General features: G+C 56.2%; 5 protein-coding genes, 1 tRNA gene and 1 rRNA gene. 1 reads left to right on the top strand and 6 read right to left on the bottom strand.

The genetic code is table 11. The features are described 5' to 3' along the window. Positions 1-207: 207 nt before the first annotated feature. Positions 208-438 carry a hypothetical protein gene (locus KCG46_RS05920; RefSeq protein ID WP_255551790.1) on the top strand — a complete coding sequence of 77 codons (231 nt, stop codon included), beginning with the start codon at positions 208-210 and terminating at the stop codon, positions 436-438. Here the strand turns inward: KCG46_RS05920 and KCG46_RS05915 are convergent. From KCG46_RS05915 to rrf, 6 genes are all read right to left on the bottom strand, one after another. Next, positions 435-13,958, bottom strand: a complete 13,524-nt coding sequence (locus KCG46_RS05915) for a hypothetical protein (RefSeq protein WP_218404346.1) — start codon at positions 13,956-13,958, stop codon at positions 435-437. The genes KCG46_RS05920 and KCG46_RS05915 overlap by 4 nt on opposite strands. 99 nt (positions 13,959-14,057) lie before the next feature. Continuing rightward, positions 14,058-15,209 (bottom strand): TIGR03032 family protein, encoded by a 1,152-nt coding sequence (locus KCG46_RS05910; protein ID WP_218404345.1) that lies wholly within the window; start codon positions 15,207-15,209, stop codon positions 14,058-14,060. A gap of 149 nt (positions 15,210-15,358) precedes the next feature. Further along, positions 15,359-16,939 carry a bifunctional AfsR/SARP family transcriptional regulator/alpha/beta hydrolase gene (locus KCG46_RS05905; protein WP_218404344.1) on the bottom strand — a complete coding sequence of 527 codons (1,581 nt, stop codon included), beginning with the start codon at positions 16,937-16,939 and terminating at the stop codon, positions 15,359-15,361. A 54-nt stretch (positions 16,940-16,993) separates the two neighbouring features. Further along, entirely contained in the window at positions 16,994-17,671 is a 678-nt protein-coding gene (locus tag KCG46_RS05900; RefSeq protein ID WP_218404343.1) for a Fe2+-dependent dioxygenase, read from the bottom strand. 674 nt (positions 17,672-18,345) lie between these two features. Further along, a tRNA-Met gene (locus KCG46_RS05895) sits at positions 18,346-18,422 on the bottom strand. A 104-nt stretch (positions 18,423-18,526) separates the two neighbouring features. Further along, positions 18,527-18,641: ribosomal RNA gene (gene rrf, locus KCG46_RS05890) — 5S ribosomal RNA — on the bottom strand. Positions 18,642-18,775 lie beyond the last annotated feature (134 nt).

Here is an 18,775-nt window from a genome sequence, read left to right as displayed (position 1 = left end):
GTCATGCGCAAACATTGATTGAAGCATATCGTGTTGTCGAGCATGTTCGATGACCAGCTCCAGCAGCCGAGCTAAAGCAACTGCGACTAAAGCTAAGCCTGTTGACCGAATTGGCGGCTTTGCGCCCCAGTCTCTGCCATAGCGATCCAACTTCTTAGCCCACAATAGCGGACATTCCTCTTGGCCATTCCGGCCAAGAGGAAGCCAATGACATACTCACAATTTGATACTGCAACACATAGCGGTGTGCCTTGGAGTTTTGGCGCCAAGATCGGTCCAAAGAGGCCGCTAAACCAGAAGCACATCCGAGCGATCCGCTTCTTCCTTGATCGTGAAGAACGCTTTCAGGATCGGGCGCTGTTCGACCTTGCGATCGCCAGCAAGCTGTTTGGTTTCGATCTCTTCGAGCTAGAGATCGGTGACTTGCAAGCATCTTAGAACTTGATCCTGATGCCGACATTGCCGCCAAAGCTTGTGTAATCGGATGAAAGATCAGTCTCGACGTTGAAGAAGCCGGAAACCGGACCCTTGGTATCAAGCGTGATCCCGGCCTCAAGGTGGGCGTAGGTATCGATTGGGTTATTTTGGAATTCAATGGAGTCGCTTGCGATGCTGAAGCGCGTATTGGCTTTCCCATCAAACTCGCGCATCGCGCTTGCATCCAGATAATACCCGATGGTCGTGTTGGCACCACTCTTCGCATACCCGCCAAGGCGCAAACCAGCCGCCCCGCGCAACCCGTTGAGGTTGGAAAACTCGAAAGTTTGCGATGCAATCGAAAGATCATCGAGATTGGTGCGTTGCAGATCAAGCGCGACATGGGGTTCTGCATAAAACCCGTCATTTCCGATCCTGTATCCGGTTTCGATACGTGCTCCGAACGCGCTGCCATCGACGCGGCCGCTAAAGCTGCCTTGAACTACGTCGGACAAAACGCCTTGGATGCTGTCATATTTGACCAGCGCATCCGCGAAGAAGCCGCCACTCTGCCAGGAGACTGAGGCACCGATATTGAGGACATCGAACCGCGCGCTAGTGCCGCGATCTTCAAGACGCAGGTTTGAATTGAGATACCCTCCGGAAATACCCGCTGTGAGCGTCTCACCAAGGCGTTTTTCTACGCCTGCCTGTATTCCGAAGAAATCCTGCGAGTAATCGAGCACCGCATCGCCCGTAATTCCGATCAAGTCTGTGAAAGTTTCGTCCCGGTTGCTCACGGCACCGTACATGACCGCCCATATTGGTGAGCTGTCATCATCGGCAAAACGGGTATTGGCGCGGTGATCACCCCAAGTATCGGCGCTGCGATACCAAAGCGATTGGGTACCTTCTGCCAGCTTGTTCGCGCCAAACACCTGCGGCTGCAGAGAAAGGCCTAAAGTAAAGTCATTCGCAGCAGCATCGAAGTCCAATTCGAATGCGAAGAACGGCGAGTTTGACAGCGTGGCAGCGTCGATGACAAATGCACCTGCTTCCGTCCCTGCACCGCCATCAACTATCAAGATATCGGCTTCGAAAGTGGCATTTGAATTCAGCAGATTGACATTGAGCTGAGTAACGCCAGTCGCAGCACCACCAATTGTGAAGACGTCCGCGAGATTGGTCGCAAAATCGACATCAAGTGCGAGCGTTCCGCCACTGCCGATAAAGTCGCCCGAAGTCGTAAGCGATCCATTTGCCGCACCGTTCGCGAGCGTGATAAGCCCGTCGCTGGAGAGCTGCTCAAGACGCAGGAATTGAGCGCTATCCGCCACACTAATCATGTCCAGGTTGGCCAGAACATCTGTCCCGTCACCAAAATCGCTGGTGCCGGAAGCGATAAACAGACCGCTGTTTTCGAAGCGGTCATCAGCGCCGGCAAAGCTGATCGCCTCACCAACGGTGCCTGTGTTGACCAATGAAACCGGACCCGTTTGATCGCCGCTCGCAAACACTGCGAACGAACCGCCAGAAAGAGTGCCGCTATTGAACAAAGAAGCAGAGCCGCCCTGTGTCGAGACATCTATGCCGTAGCTATCGCCAAACGTGATGCCCGATACATCAACGGAGATTTCGCCAGCCCCGCTTGATTGCGCAACAATGCCGGCCTGGGCTCCACTAATGTCGCCGTTACCGGCGATATCGACGTTGCCTTCGCCCGAGTTTGCGAAAATGCCGCTGCCCGCTGCACCGATGATGAGATCAATCGCGGTGACGCTGATATCGCCGCCGTCCGAAACAAGGTCGAGCCCATCGCCGGAGAGGCCTTGTACCAGATCAATGGTATCAATCGCGATGTCACCCATGTCCGACCGGACATAGATGCCATCTGCCGCGCCAGAGACCATTCCCGAAGACCCCTGAATCGATATGTCACCGCCAGTTGAGCGCGCATCTATCGCAAAGCCTTCAGTGCTCATCACAATGGCAGTCGGAGAGAGAGTGATTGACGTCGCGCCGGTGGTTGCCTGAGTGTCGATCCCGACGCCGCCCATTACTTCATTGACGAAAAGCGTAAGATCGCCGTCACTTTGTTGATCGGCAAAGACCCCAGCCGTGTTCCCGACAACAGTGCCAGCACCGCTATCGATGCTGACCGTCCCGCCGCTGCTAACGATATTGATGCCAGCCGCTTCTACGCCTTGCACATCCGATGTCACAATCGAAGCCGAGCCGGAGCCCGCCTGATCGACAAAAATCCCATTGCGCGCGCCAAGAGCGATGCCTGCTGAGGTGTCGACAGAAACATCTGTGCCAGTGTTGATAACAAAGAGCGCGTCGAAACTGCGGCCTGTCACATCAGCTGTACTGATCGTGGTCGAACCGCTGCCGTTATTGACCGACCGAATTCCGATAAAGCCGGAAGCGACGGTTCCGGCCGTGCTGTCGATAGTGATGTCGGTACCGTCATTATCAGCACTAATCCCGTCGAACATGCTGCCTTCAACATCTGCCGAAGTGATTGACAGCGCTCCGGTTCCGACGAGCCGCGCGTTGATACCGCGTTGGCCGCCCGTTACAGTTCCCGCACTGGTATCGACGATGAAGTCAGTCCCGCGCGAGAACGCATAAATGGCCGCACTGACTTCAGCGGTCACATCGCTGGTAACGATGCTGTGCAAACCGCTACCATTGTTGATCGCAATGATCCCGTTAGATCGCCCAGAAATAGCTCCTCCGCTCGTGTCGATGATCAGATCGGTGCCATAGTTTCTGGCTTCAATCGCATTGTCTCCATTGCCAGAAACGTTGCCGGTATCGATGCGGAGCACCCCGCTGCCCGAATTGCGCACATTGATGCCGTCGTCTCCGCCAGACACGATGCCAGCAGTAGTGTCGATCATGGCATCCGTCCCAGTATTGATCGCGAGAATAGCATCGTCTCCCGCACCAATCACATCGGCTGTGGTGATCGAGAGGAGACCAGTGCCAACATTATCGGCTTGGATGCCATAGACTGCGCCGCTTACGCCGCCTGCGGTGCTGTTGACGACCAAGTCGGTGCCCAGATTGACCGCAATGATGCCGTCGCCAGTAGCGCCCTCGACGCCACCGGAAATGACAGAAAGGAACCCAGTACCGACATTGGTAGCCGCAATACCATCTGCCTGGCCGCTAACGCTGCCGGTGTCCGAGAATATCAACAAATCGGTGCCGCTGTTTGTTGCGGTAATACCAGCCCCGTTTTGACCGGTCACATCTGCCGCCGTGATGTTCAGAATGCTGCTGCCCTGGTTATCCGCCGCAATGCCATTATCAAAGCCGGTGACCGAACCGGCAGACGAATTGATGATCAGCTCAGAACCCGCATTTGTGGCGGTGATACCGTCGCCCGACGCTCCTGTGACAGTCGCTGTGTTGACGACCAGCAATCCGACCGAATTTGCCGCGCTGATGCCATCGGTGCCGCCGCCTACCGTGCCTGCGACCGAGTTGATGATCGTATCGACGCCAGTGTTGAGAGTGAGAATACCCTCTGCCGAAGAGCCGGTTACATCAGCAGTCGTTACCAAAAGCACGCTGGAGCCGGAGTTCGATGCTGAGATTCCGACGTCTGCGCCCGTCACATTGCCCGCAGCGCTATCGATAATGACGCCCAGGCCAGCCGTGCTGTTGGTCGCATCAATCCCGTTGCCTGTATCACCAGTGACATCGCCAGTGGACAGCAGAACGCCGCCGGTTCCAAGGTTGTTCGCAATGATACCGGCTGCGCCGCTCACGTCGCCCGAGGCTGTGTTCAACAGAATGTCAGTCCCGTTTGCCCCGTTGTCAGCCGAGATGCCTGCGCCGGTTCCACCGGCAGCCCCAGCGGAAGTGATAATCAGCGCGCCTGCGCCATTATTATCAGCATCAATGCCGGCCTCTGCGCCCGCTACCGAGCCCGCGACCGAGTTGATGATCAGGTCCGCGCCCTGCGTCTGATTGACAGCCGAAATGCCATCACCTGTATTGCCTGTTACGTCAGCAGTGATGATTGCCACCGTGCCGGTGCCATCGTGCTGCGCATCGATTCCAGCAATGCCGCCCGTGACCGCTCCGGCCGCGCTGTTGATAGTCACATCGATACCATTAGAGCGCGCGAAAATGCCGTTCTCACCTCCGGTAACATTGGCTGTGACAATGGAGAGGAACCTTGCTCCGCCTTGGTCCACATTGATCCCGTCAAGCGCAGCAGAAACCGAGCCTGCGGCTGTGTTGATCACCGTGTCGCTATCAAAAGAGTTGTTGTTTGCGATGATGCCATCGCCGGTTTGGGCCGTGACATTGGCGGTCGTTATTATCAAAGATCCGTTTTGCGCTTCAGCGGAAACGCCATCGACGAAACTTACCAAATCACCCGCAGTTGTATCAATGATCACATTGCCGCTCTCAGCGCGCGCAAACACAGCAGAACCGGCCCCGACATAGGCCGCAATTGTGGTCACATCGCCTGTGGTGATCGAAAGGGTTTCGCCCAAAGCGCCTTCGCTGACCGCGTTTACGCCCCCAGCGCCGCCCATGATCGAACCTGCGGTTGTATCAACGGTGACCGATGCGCCGGCGCCCCTCGCCGAAACAGCCGTGCTGAGCGGGTCATCGGTGCTCGTGACATCGGCGGTGGTAACAGAAACCGCGCCTGAGCTCCTACCAATCGCTCTAAGACCAAAGGCTGAGCCCGTAACGGTGCCGTTCGTGGTGTCGATGGTCAGGTCACCGCTGCTTTCTCGTCCGATAACTGAAACGGCAAAACGGCCCGAAACATCGGAAGTCGTGACGGTAGTGTCGCCTGTCCCGTTGTTGTCGGTTGTGATCCCGTAAATTGATCCGCTAACAGCCCCTGCGCTGGTGTCGATGATCAGATCACCGGCGCCGGTCGCGTTAAGCGCGCTAATCCCATCAGTCGAGGTCCCGGTGACATCTGCGGTGGTGATGGTGGTGTCGCTGGTTCCGTTGTTCACGGCGACAATACCATTGGTAAGACCTGTGACGGTGCCAGCGGTCGAATCCACTGTGACGCTGCCACCTTCGGTTGAAGCCAGAATGCCCTCGCCCGCGCTGCCCGTAACATCAGCTGTCGTAACGCTGGTATCGCCACCCCCTGAATTAACCGCGCGAATGCCGATTGCGGCGTTCACAGCGTAATTGGTGGTATCGATTGTGATATCGCCAGCGCCGCCTAGGGCCGATCCATCGACGCCATAGGTTTCGCCCGACACATCACCCGATGTGCCAATGGTAATCGTTCCGCCATTCTCAGCATAGGCTGCGATGCCAATGCCGCCGGTCGCCGTAATTCCTCCGACAAGGCCAACATTTTCAATCGTGATATTGCCCGCGTCGCTGACAGCAAAAATGCCGTTGCCGCCAAGACCCGAAACCGTGCCGATATCGCTAACGGCAATGTTGCCGCCATTGGACACGAGGTTGAGGCCATCGCCAGCTTGCCCGGTTACGCTGTCGAGCCCAGTGATGGTGATATCCGCCCCTTGCGTCGTCAGCGCGATGCCGTCGGTCGCGCCGATCACATTGCTGGCAATGCCATCACCGCCTTGGACAAAGATGTTCGCGGTGTCTTGCGAAGTGGAGGCAAGGATGCCCTCAGCGCTTTGTCCCGTGACATTGCCTACCGTGATCGTGAGATCACCAGAGCCAGCGTGATTGGCGTAAATGCCGCGATTGCTGCCGGTCACTGCGCCTGCGCTGGTGTCGATATCCAGTATGGTGGTGTCTGCGCCGGTCATCATAGTGACGCCGTCACCGCTGGTTGCGGTCACATCGGCTGTCGTGATCGAGGTGAAACCGCTGCCATCATTGCTTGCGTAAACACCATTGTCATTGCCCGTCACCGCGCCTGCGGAGCTATCAATTGTAAGGTCTGTACCATACCGAACACGCCCAAAGATGCCGTCATCATTTTGACCATCGACATTCGCAGTCGTGATGGTGAGGGAGCCGGTGCCACCATGATTAGCGTTTACGCCATCTTGGAAACCGCTTGCTTGACCTGCGCTGGTATCGACGACTGCATTGATCGAGCCCGTCCCAGCTGAAAGACGCACACCATGAACTTCGGCGCCTGTAACGTCGGCGGTAGTGAGGATGACATCACCGCTGCCACTGTGGTTAATAAAGACACCGTTAGAGATGCCGGTCGCGCTCCCTGCGCTGGTATCGACATAGGTATCATCGCCGTCATTAAAGACGAACACCCCTGCATATCGCTCAGTCGTCTCAACGTCGCCTGTCGTGACTCTAACAGTTCCAGTATCACCTAACTGCCGAGCGGAAATAGGACTGCTGCCGCTGACGATGGCCCCTGCCGTTGTATCAATCGTGATGTCACCGCCAGGACCATCGGATATGACATTGACCCCGTAATCAGCTTCGGTCGTTACGTCCGCACTTGTGACGGTAATGTTCGCGCCGCTATCGGTTTCGACTAAAATGCCGATGTTCTGGGCAGAAACCGCTCCTGCCAACGTGTCGATCGCAATAGGGCCGGTGTTTGAACCGGCATCGACGTCAATGCCATTATCGCCGCCAGTTACATTGGCTGTCGTGATCGAAGTTTCGCCGCTGCCATTGTTGCGCGCTTCAATCCCCGAATATACGCCTTCAATGGCTCCGGCGCTGGTATCGATAGTAAGGCCGGTTGTATCTGCGCCGTTATTAACGAAGATGCCGAAGCCGTCCTCGCTCTCAACATCGGCGGTGGTGATCGTGGTCACACCTGTGCCATTGTTGGTCGCATTAATTCCGCTGCCCAGCTCCGTGGTGGCCCGGCCTGCACTTGTATCGATTATGAGGTCAGTCCCATCATTTCGCGCAAAGATCGCGCCGTTTGATTGGCCCTCGCCATATGCGGCGACATCGCCTGTTGTGATGGAAAGCGCTCCGGCGCCAAAATTGGTCGCAAAAATTCCCGTCCCATTGCCTGTGACGTCACCCGCGACTGTGTCGATGGTGAGAGCGCCGGTTGAATAGTTGCTGTTTTCTGCGCGGATACCATATTGCGCATCTGCTGCGACATCGGCAGTTGTAATCGAAAGATCGCCTACACCGCGGTTTTCGACATCGATCCCGATGGTGGCCCCAGTGATGGCGCCAGCCACGCTGTTGATCGTGATATCTCCGGCTCCATAGCCGCCCTCTCCATAATCACTGACCAAAATGCCTGCACCTGTTTGGCCGGTAACATCGCCCGTGATTATCGTAGTGTCCGCATCAGGTGCGTCATTGTAAACATCGATACCGTCTTCGGCACCTGTCACCGCGCCAGCGGTGGTGTCTATGGCGATATCACCGCCAACAGTCGCATTGCGAACGTTGACGCCATCGCGAACCGTGGAAGTCACATTGCCGGTGACTACTGAGGTTACACCGCTGCCGTAGTTGCGTGCCAAAACAGCAGTACCAACAGAGTTGACGGAGCCCGCGCTTGTATCGATTGAGAGGTTTGCGGCGGGGGATTGATTGAAGCCCGTCACGCCGTTCTCAACGCCGTTCACATCGGCGGTGGTGATCGAGAGGTCGCCGATACCGTTCTGGTTCGCATAGACGCCCTGACGAAGGCCGCTAACAGTCCCTGCGGTGGTATCAACGGCAATGTTGCCGCCCGCCGCAGAGTTTCGCACATTGACAGCGTCGCCTTGCCCCTCTGTCTGGTCACCAGCTACGGTTACATCGCCCGTTGTAACCCGAACATCACCGCTTCCTCGATTGCTGGCCAGAATGCCAAAAGCGCCTCCGGATACAGCGCCTGCGCTGCTGTCAATGATGAGAACGGAGCCGTCGCTTGAATTTCGCGCATTGATACCGTCGCCGGTGCCGCCAGTGACATCTGCCGTGGTGATCAGCAGGATGCTGGTTCCTTGATTGTCAGCAACGATACCATCGGCAGAGCCGGTAACCGAACCGGCTGCAGAATTGATGATCAGCTCCGTTCCGGCGTTGGCAGCGGTGATCCCGTTGCCTGCTGCGCCAGACACGTCGGCAGTGTTGATTACAAGCAGTCCGGTAGCATTCGTAGCGTCAACGCCGCTGGTCCCGCCGCTGACTGCGCCAGCAGTGGAATTGATAATCGTATCCACGCCGATATTGCTGGCGAGAATACCCTCCTGCGCCGTGCCGGTAACATCCGCAGTTGTGATCAGAAGTACGCTGGAGCCTTCGTTGGATGCAGCGATACCATTGTTCTCGCCCGAAACAGCGCCGGCGGCGCTGTTGATCGTGATGCCCAGGCCAGCGACGCTGTTGAATGCATTAATCCCGTCTGCCGATACGCCCTCGGCATTTGCAGCGGTGATGATTAGGCCGCCGGTTCCGTTATTGACGGCACTAATTCCGCTCAACCCTCCGCTGACATCGCCAGCGGCGCTGTTGAGCAACAGGTCCGTGCCGCGCGCGCTGTTATCAGCAGTGATGCCATCACCAGCAGCGCCAATTGCGTCTGCAGAGGTAATAATCAGCGCGCCCGCGCCATCATTGTCTGCATCAATACCGGACACCGCGCCCGTTACCGTGCCCGCTGCCGAATTGATGATAAGGTCCGCGCCCGATGCCGTGTTCAGCGCGGAGATGCCGTCATCAGTATCGCCGGTAACATCGGCTGTGATGATCGTCATTGTGCCGGTCCCGTTATGCTGCGCATCAATGCCTACAACACCGCCCGAGACCGCGCCCGCTGCGCTATTGATGACCAGATCAATGCCTACGGTGCGCGCAAGAATGCCTTTCAGGCCGCCGCTTACATCAGCGGTTGTGATGGAAAGAATACCGCTGCCTTGGTTTTCTGCGTTGATCCCATTTTGCCCCCCAGAAACCGCCCCGGCGGAGGTGTTGATGGTCAGATTACCAGTGCTGCCCTGAAGAAGAGCCTTAACACCATCACCAGAATTGCCGATGACGTCGCCAGCGACGACTGTCACGTCCCCGCCGCGTATGTGCCGCGCATATACGCCATCAGTGTCACCGCTTACGGCGCCTGCGGCTGTGTTGACGACCAGATCGCCAACCCCTTCGCTGTAAGCATATACTCCAACGCCGGCCTGGGATGTGACATCCGCGGTGATGACATTCACATCTCCGCTTCCCCCGTGGATAGCTGCCACTCCCGTCTCAAAAGCGGCTACGCTACCCAGAGTGCTATCGACGGTAAGATTACCTGTATCAAAACCGCTATAGGCATAGATCCCGGCTCTGGTCTGCCCAGTCACATCCGCCGTGGTGATCGACGTGTTACCAGTGCCGTTGTTGCGAACGTTAATTCCGTTGCGATCACCTGTGACCGCACCCGCTGTGCTATCAACGATAACGTCGGTACCATCATCGGTGTTCACAGCATAAATGCCGTCGTAGTCGGTTCCTGTACCGGTGACATTGGCAGTGGTGATCGAAGTGACCCCTGTGCCTACATTTCGGGCGTAGATACCGCTTTCGCCGCCGATCACGCTTCCTGCAGCAGTGTTGACGATCAAGTCGGTGCCGAAGTTTCGGGCCTCGACACCGTGCTCATCTTGGCCGGACACGTCCGCTGCGGTGATCGACAAAATGCCTGAACCAGAGTTCTCGGCATAGATGCCAGACCCTTCGCCTAGCACGCTGCCGTAAGAGGAATTGATCGTTAGATCCGTGCCTTCATTGAACGCTTCGATGCCTTCATCGGATCCGCCCGTCACATCGGCTGTGAGGATGGTAAGAGCGCCCGAGCCATCATTGCGGCCTTCAACCCCTTCAAAGCCGCCCACCACAGCGCCGCCGCGCGTGTCGATGGTAAGGTCGGTGCCGTCATCTGAATTGTATCCGTACACACCGTAGTCACTGCCATTGAGCGCACCGGTTGTAATAACCACCTCACCGCTGCCATAGTTTCTGGCATAAATTGCGCTGTCGAAGTCGTTGGTGACGGCGGTGACCGTGCCAGCCGTGGTGTCAATGATCAGGTCGGTACCGTAGCTGTAAGCGAAAATGCCAAATTCGCCGCCTGCGGTGACATCACCCGCCGTGATATTCGTGCTGCCCGTGCCGTCATTTATAACATTGATGCCGTCATCTGCGGCTACAACAGCGCCAGCGGCGGTGTTGATGGTGAGGTCGCCAGCACTTGCAGCGTTCTGCGCATCGATCCCATTGCCGCGTTCACCCGTCACATCAGCAGTCGTGATTGAGGTGTCGCCTGTGCCATCATTTCGGGCATAGATGCCGTTATCGCCGCCTATGACCGGGCCCGCTGTGCTGTCGATGACCAGATCCGTTGTATCGACATCGTTGGTGACCTGAATGCCATCACCAAGGTTACTCGACCCGGTAACGCCTGCCGCTGTGATGCGTGTGTAACCGGTGCCAAGATTGTTTGCGACGATCCCGCTGCCCCGGCCAAGCAATTGTCCAGCAGTGCTATCGATCACAAGGTCGGTTGTAGTCGCGGCGCTATTGGAGGCCGAAATGGCATCGCCTGAATAGGTGGAGACATCGCCTGTCGTAATGCTTTGCCTGCCAGTGCCGCTATGCTGAGAAACAATCCCGAAGAAACCTCCATCCACGGTGCCTGCGGACGTGTCGATCGACACTTCGCCTGACCCTGCGCTTGTGGACACCGAAATCCCTGCGTCTGAACCGAACACATCTGCCGTGGTGATATTTGTATCGCCGGTGCCTTGATTGGAGGTTTCGATGCCTACGCTGCCAAAGCCAAGCCCAGTGACCGTGCCAGCTGTAGTGTCGATGGTGATATTTTTTCCGTTATTACTTTGGCCGATCGCGCGGATGCCGTCGCCGCTTGCTCCAGTTACGTCAGCTGTGGTGATCGCAATATCCGTGCCGCCATCGTCGGTGACCAAGATGCCGTGGCCGCCCCCACCGATGACCGCGCCGCCGGTGCTATCAACAGAGTGAACGCCTTCGCCGCTTTCACCGCCGTAAACCTCAATGCCATTCCCGGCCGTGCCCGTAACAGCGCCTGTGACGACAAAGCTATCGCCGCTGCCATCATTGTTAAGATTGATCCCGTCAGTTCCGCCTGTGACAACGCCAGCAGTGGTGTCGATTATGGCATCGCCGTCTGAATTTAACACAGATGCGTTGATGCCCGTGCTGTTTGCGCTCGTAACGTTTGCCGCCGTGATAGACAGACCGCCGCCGCCATTATTGCGCGCGCGGATGCCCTCTCCAACAGCCGATACTGCGCCAGCGGTGGTATCGATGGAGAGCGAGCCTGCGCCCCTATCACTAGCATCGATACCCTGGCCGTATTCGCCAGAATAGAGCGTGGTGACATCCGCAGTGGTAATGGCAATGCCGCCGGAACCATCATTGGACGCATAGATCCCGCGATCACCGCCAGTGACCGCGCCTGCCACGGTGTTGATTGTCACAGCACCTCCAGCCGCGTTGGAATTGCGAGCGGTGATGGCATTGCCTTCAGATCCGTCATTACCCGTGACGGCGGCTGTGGTGATCGTCAGGTCGCCGACGCCAGCATTGGACGCATCAATACCGTACCTCGCGCCAAAAACAGTGCCCGCAGTGCTGTCGATGCTGAGATTGCCGGTTGTATCGTCCCGGTTGACCCCATAGATTCCGCTCCGCGCGGCTCCCGACACATCGGCGGTCGTGATCGAAAGGTCACCGGTGCCATTGTTGCCTGCGTAAAGGCCATTGCGGCCCCCGCTGAGTGCTCCTTGTGTGGTGTCGATAGCGATATCAACGCCGACACCTTCTTCGCCATTGTCGCTGATATTTATCGCATCGTTGGAAACAGCGGTCACATCAGCAGTGACAACCGAAATGTTACCCGTGCCGTAACCGATGCCGGAAATGCCTCTGTAACCGCCCCTCACCGTGCCAGCGCTGGTGTCGATATTCAGATCGCCTGTAAACTGACGAGAGAAAACGACGATAGCACTTTGGTTGGTTGCAGAATTTCTGACATCAGCTGTGGTAATGTTGGTGTTGCCCGTGCCGGAATTGGTCGCACGGATTCCTTCACCTCCACCCCGAACCGCGCCAGCGGTGCTATCGATGGTGAGGCTGCCGGAACCGGCATTGTTTCGGGCGTCAATACCGTTGCCATTACCAGATTCGCCATCCACATCAGCGGTAGTGATTACCGTGTCGCCGCTGCCATTTTGGATGGCGCGGATGCCGTTGATTTGCCCCTCAACCCAGCCTGCGGAGCTATCGATGATGAGGTCCGTCGCGCTCGTATTATTGCGCGCATACACACCGTCGCGAATGCCGGTTTCGCCGTAGCCAGTGTCGACATCACCGGTGATAATCGTGGTTGAGCCTGTGCCCGAATTGAAGGCATTGACGCCAGCGAAAAAGCCATAAACTGCGCCCGCGCTCGTATCGATGGTTAGGTCGGTAGTTCCGCTACCGTTGCTCGCACGAACACCATTGTTAGTAAGCCCGGTGACATCACCAGTGATGATCGTCAGATCGCCCGTATCGAAATTGCGCGCTTCGATCCCGTTATCGCCGCCCGTTACCGAGCCGGCCGAGCTGTCGATGAAAATATCTGTGCCATCAAACCCAGCACCATTCTCTCCATCATCACTGACGTCGATGCCGTCGCGATTTGTGGCGACGACATCGCCGGTGATGATAGTCGCGGCGCCATAGCCAAAATTATCGACATTGACCCCGTACCGCGAACCAGAAACTGTGCCTGCGCTTGTATCGACAAAGATATCGCTTGTGTTGCTATTGCCGCCAACCTGAACACCATCGCCATTCTGGCCGGTGACATTGCCTGTCGTGACACTAACGACGCCGCTGCCTCGATTGAGGACGTCAATGCCGTTTGCGCCGCCGATCACTGCGCCCGCAGTCGTATCAAGCGCTAGACCGCCGCCATTATTGGACGTGTTGAGTGCATCGATACCATCCCCAGTTAGCCCCGTGACGTTGCCGAATGTGGCATCGATAGCCCCGTCATCTTCATTGTCGAGGCGGACACCATCGGTATCGCCAATGATTGTGCTGCTTGCGCCATCGGCAAGCGTGATGGTTATCCCCTCAGCCGAACCCGCGGACAACCCGGCCTCGCCCGTGCCAGTTGTGTCGATATCAAAGCCGTCTTGAATCTCAGCAACAACCGGCACCGCACTTAGACCGTTGGATATGTCTTGTTCGGTCGTCGCTGGATCGCCATTGTCCTCGCACACAAAACTGCCCGGCGTAACTTCGACGCATTCATCCTGAGCCTGCGCAAAAGCGGGGGAACTCGCTGCTGCCAGAGCAAGCGGGGCCGCAGACCAGCGTAACAGACGGCGGGCGAGAGAAAGGGTCGACGATCCCCGCCCGCCGCATGCCACATCACTTGATCCGGCGGTAACCAGACCAAGTTCAGGAGAGTAACTCGCAGCGACACCTTTGAACTTTGTGACACGCCCGCCGCGAAGCATGGCTGACCTGCTGAAACGCAGGAAATTGTCTACTCCAGAAGCTATGCTAGATAGCTTCAAGGCGCTCGATTGCGTCTGCTGGTCGTTTGTCATTGTGTCCCCGTTTGCCCGCTGAGAGCATCGTTCAAATGTGTTTGATTTTTGGGTTCAGGGCCTCGCGAGCGCCTGAAGAGATTGATTGCTGCTGACCGGTCAGCCGCTCATCGCGTCAAAGGTGATGAGGGTGGCAGCATCAGGAGAGCTCGGCGAAACCGTCATCGGGCAACGAAACCCCTCGACTATTTCGACATCGTAAAGCTCACCAATATCGCCATCGATGCGGAACCAATCGACACAGGCACCGGTCTTGAGATCGATCAGCTGAACGCCGCACCACGGCTCGCTGTCTGTATCTTTGAGCCGCTGATCCAGCTCTAGACCTTCAAACCGTTTGTAGCGGGGGCGCGACAACCCAACGAAGGCAAAGCCATCGTGAAAGGACAGGCCGCGCAGGAAGCCGGGGCAAAACGCCACCGGTTTAAACTTGCCCATCTTGGTTTTGCCTTTTGGCAGTTCAACTGTGCCAAGCTCGCCAGTACCGGCATTCAGCACCCACAGCTTGCCATCGTGCCAGCGCGGCGAATGCGGCATCGAAAGACCTTCGCAAACCACCTTGTTCTTCTCGACATCAATCACCACACCGCCATCGGACCGGCGATCACGCCAGCCATCAATCGTATCGGATTTTGAGACTGCAGTTACAAAAGCAGGCTTGCCATCGCGCATGGCGAGGCCGTTCAGATGGCAGCGGTCTTCATCGACAATGTCGCTGATGAAATCCGGCTTCCAGATAGGTTCGAATGAATGGCGGTCTGACGTTTTGGCCAGGCAATTGTAGCGCGTGTTTACGAACACGATTGATCCATCGGCCATCGCTCCCACATCGTGCGCATCAAGTTGGCCCGTGACAATATTGGTGCGCGGCATGAAGCACGCATCATATGTCTGATTGATGCGCTGATCAGGCTCCAGCACATTTTCGAGCCGCATGATCTGCGCGCCGGTCGACAGCACTAGCCGACCTTCGCCATCCGCACACAGGCCCATCGGCTTTGGCATGCCCGACTGGTGCAATTGCGCTTTGCCCTGAGCACTTCCGCCAAGCATGTAGAGCAAGCCTGATTGGTAAGATGTGAAGGCCAGCGAAGCGTTCATCTCATGAAGACGCCGGATCATTCCGCCCGAAAGCGAATACTCGGCTTTGGGCTCGCGCGCACCTGCCTGACTAGCGGTAACCCTCTGCGCTGGCGCAGCAGCTTTTGGCGGAGCGGTTTGTGGACGCGGCTTTGCTTTGGTGGATTGCATGTTTGACCCTTTCATTGAGGATCAAGAAGCGATCCCCAGATGAAAGAGCATTGTCACTTCGCCGTGGTAGTGAGCGTGGTAACGAGCGTTGTAATCAGCGTGGTAAAAGCGTTGTTTTTTTGTAGCAGACGCGTTGAAACTTACCCTTTTCAGGGTGTTTTCAGGAATTCCTGAACTAATTCGACAAATCGTACAGACGCGCTCTCCCTGCCAAGCAAGAGATGATTCTGACTGTCGACGCTCGCCAATTGCGCGCCCGTGATCCGTGATGCCAAAGCGCGGCCGGTTGAAAATGGTATCCGCAAATCTCCGCGACTGTGCACCACCAGTGTCGGGCATTGAACCTTGGCAAGATCATCACGAACATCAATTGTCGAGAAAGCTTCCAGAAAACGAACCGCATTCTCTGAGCTTGTTGTGAGCCGCTGAAACTCATCAAACCAATCCAGTTCTTCTCCATTGGCATCGGGCATGAAAGTCCGCGAGAAGACATGCCGATAAGCGGGGTTGTCCATTCCCCATCCAGTTTCGGTAAGAACCATAACGGCTTCGCGCTCGCGTATCTGATCGGGTGTGGCGTTAAACCTCCAGCCTCGATCATAAGCTCCGAACAGGATCAGTTTTGTAACCCGTTCCGGATGGAGCGCTGCATATCGGATCGAAACGGCTGCACCCTGGCTGATGCCCAAAAGCGGAAATTTTTCCAAGCCAGCGGCATCGACAACCTGCTCTAGATCCTCAACAAACTTGTCGAACGTGATTTCATCCACATCCCAATCTGAAAGGCCGCAGCCCCTTTCATCGTAACGAACGAAATGGTTGGCCTTTGAAAGCTCTTTGAACAGCGGACTCCAAACTGGTGCATCCCAATCAAGCTCAAGGTGATTGAGCCAATTGGCTGCCTTCACAAGCGGAGGGTTTTCAACTTTCCCCACGCTTGCCCAAGCGATCGATACGCCGTCTTTCCCTTCTACAAATCGGATTTTTTGCTCGGCAGGGGCGTTCTGGTTTCTGGGGCTGGGCGCGGCTTCGGCTTGCGGAGCCAGATCAAAGGCCGGAGGCTCAATTCCGGCGACCTTGAACTTGCGCTCCAAATGTCCGGCCAATCCCACCGCAGCGGGACGCCCTGCGGCAAAATACTTGCTTTCGAACGCAGTAAAAGCAGCTCCGCGGGAATAGGGTGACACTTTAAGCCAACGCTCGGCCCATTTGTCGCGGGTCTGCCATGCCTGCTTTTCATCTCTCGCGAACCGCTTGGCGATACCTCCTCGCAACCTTGTGTAGTCCTGCCGATACCCTTCAACCCAAGTCATGTAACTGGATTGATTGGGAAGCTCGCACCCTTCAAGCGGAAGGCCAGCGGTTGTCTTCCAGATTTCATCCGCTTCTTTTTGATCTCCGTCTGTTCGATTGGCCAGTTCGTTCAATCGATCCTTGTCAAAGGCAACAGCGCTTGCATCGAACCACACCGTGTCCCGGTCAGAATTCAGAAGTTCTGCTTCGTCGGAATTCAACAAGCCGCGCAATTTTGAAAGCGACCAGCGCAGACCTGCTAGTGGATCGTCGGTGCTATCCCAGAACAGATCGCACAAAGATTGGCGGCTGTGCTTTCTACCTGTGATCGCAAGATAGGCGAGCAAGGCCCGGGTTTTGCGCGATGATGGCAAAACAACAGGCGCATTGTCGCGGCGAACCTCGAAGGGGCCGATTGTCTGAATTTGAAGCGTCATGCGAACACCTTTCAAGCAGCCTGCAAATCAGTCAGCACGAACATTCGCTTCGGCTCACGTGCAAGCCCACATCCGCAGAAGGTTGGCGATGGACTTGTCTAGCAAGAGCAAATCCTGCGAATCCGCTGGCAGCTTTGCGCGAAGTGAAGTGCGCGTCCGCTCCAGATCGAACAACAGTTCCCGTTGCCGTGCATCAGCAATCAAACTCTCCAACCAGCCAACACAAACAATCCTTTCACCGCGCGTTACCGGCTTAACTTCGTGAATGCTGGATGATGGGTATAACACCAGATGCCCCGCGGGCGGCTTGATGGATTGCGAGCCACCGGCAGAATGAACAATTAATTCGCCTCCATCATATTCGTCGGGCGGCGTAATAAACAACGTAAACGACAGATCGCTGCGCATTCGCCCTTCGCCTTGCCCCATGAGAGCATTGTCCACGTGCGGACCGTAGCAGCCGCCCTCAGCGGTCTTGCTCACCATAACGTGCGAGAAACGCCTGGGCCGCGCGGCTGATCTGACTGCTGCATTGTCGGTAATGTATGGCAAAATGAACTGGCGCACGGTCTGTCCAGCAGATCCATTCATCATCGCTTGTTCGTTTCGTTTGACTGTCTGAGCGACCTTTCCAGCCGTTTCGCGGCCATCGCGCCATTCAAGCCCTTGGATCAGTTCATCCAATGCATGCAATTGTGCTTCGCCTTGAATAGCTGAGATTGTTAGGATCATGGAACGCCCCGGGATGTGCCGTCATATTCAAAAACAAATTTTATATAGTCTTGCGCAAGGCATGCATCAGAACAGTGCCTAATTGCAATCGGATTAGCGACCGTGCGCCGATGCTGGTTTGCCATCAGACAGGCCGCGCATCCGTCGTCTGATCTAAGCTGTCGTGGAGATGGAACTGGCATGGTTTCAATCAAAGATGAGGTTTAGCAAACGGCCCCCAATTTGATCTTCTGCCAGGTGTCAGCTTCGGAGATCTGAACCGGCAACAGCAGACATTCCGCTTCCAGCCCAACTTCAGTCGCAAACAATGCGAACGGCCTCGCTCCGCGTCATTTTTTCCCATCGCCTAACGATCACGTCGCGATAGATTAGATCGAGCTCGATTAAACGAGCTTTCAGGCCAAGTGTTCGGACGCGGTTTCTCGATCGCCGACATCGAGTTCGCTCAGAAGAGCTTTGCCGATTGCCAAGTCGCAGTGCGAGCCCACAGCTACGTCACCAGCATAAGTATTTGTGAATCTTGATTTGGTTGGGCATCAAGCCATTCGCTGCGGACAACCAAACGGATTTAACGCCCAAAATTGAAAGCCGCTTTGTTGATACTTCCAGTCTAAACGCAAAAAGGCCCCGCTGGTAACAGCGAGGCCTTTTTTTGAGTGATTTCAACGAGACGGTGGTTGCGGGAGTTGGATTTGAACCAACGACCTTCAGGTTATGAGCCTGACGAGCTACCGGACTGCTCCATCCCGCGGCACCGTTGTTAGCGTCTCCTAGAGACGCCAAAAGGGCCAACCTTTACGGCCAGCCCTTTGACTTATGAATGGGTTATTTCCCGCGTTTCCGACAAGCTGCAATGCCTGGCGACGACCTACTCTTCCATACCTTAAGGCATAGTACCATCGGCGCAATCTGGTTTCACGGCCGAGTTCGAGATGGGATCGGGTGGGGCACAGATGCTATAGCCACCAAGCAATGAAGCTTGTCAGAAATGCGGGTTTTAAATCGATGTGCATTCAGGGTGTGAATGCAGTGTTACAAAGGGCGTTATCTAGCTGGAGAACTTCTCTCCAACGAAAGACCTATTCAGGCCTGTCGTTGACAGTG

It is taken from the genome of Erythrobacter crassostreae (assembly GCF_019204045.1).
Taxonomy (GTDB): domain Bacteria; phylum Pseudomonadota; class Alphaproteobacteria; order Sphingomonadales; family Sphingomonadaceae; genus Erythrobacter; species Erythrobacter crassostreae.
The sequence above is the reverse complement of the archived record's forward strand: the minus strand, read 5'-3'. Positions and strand labels throughout refer to the sequence as shown.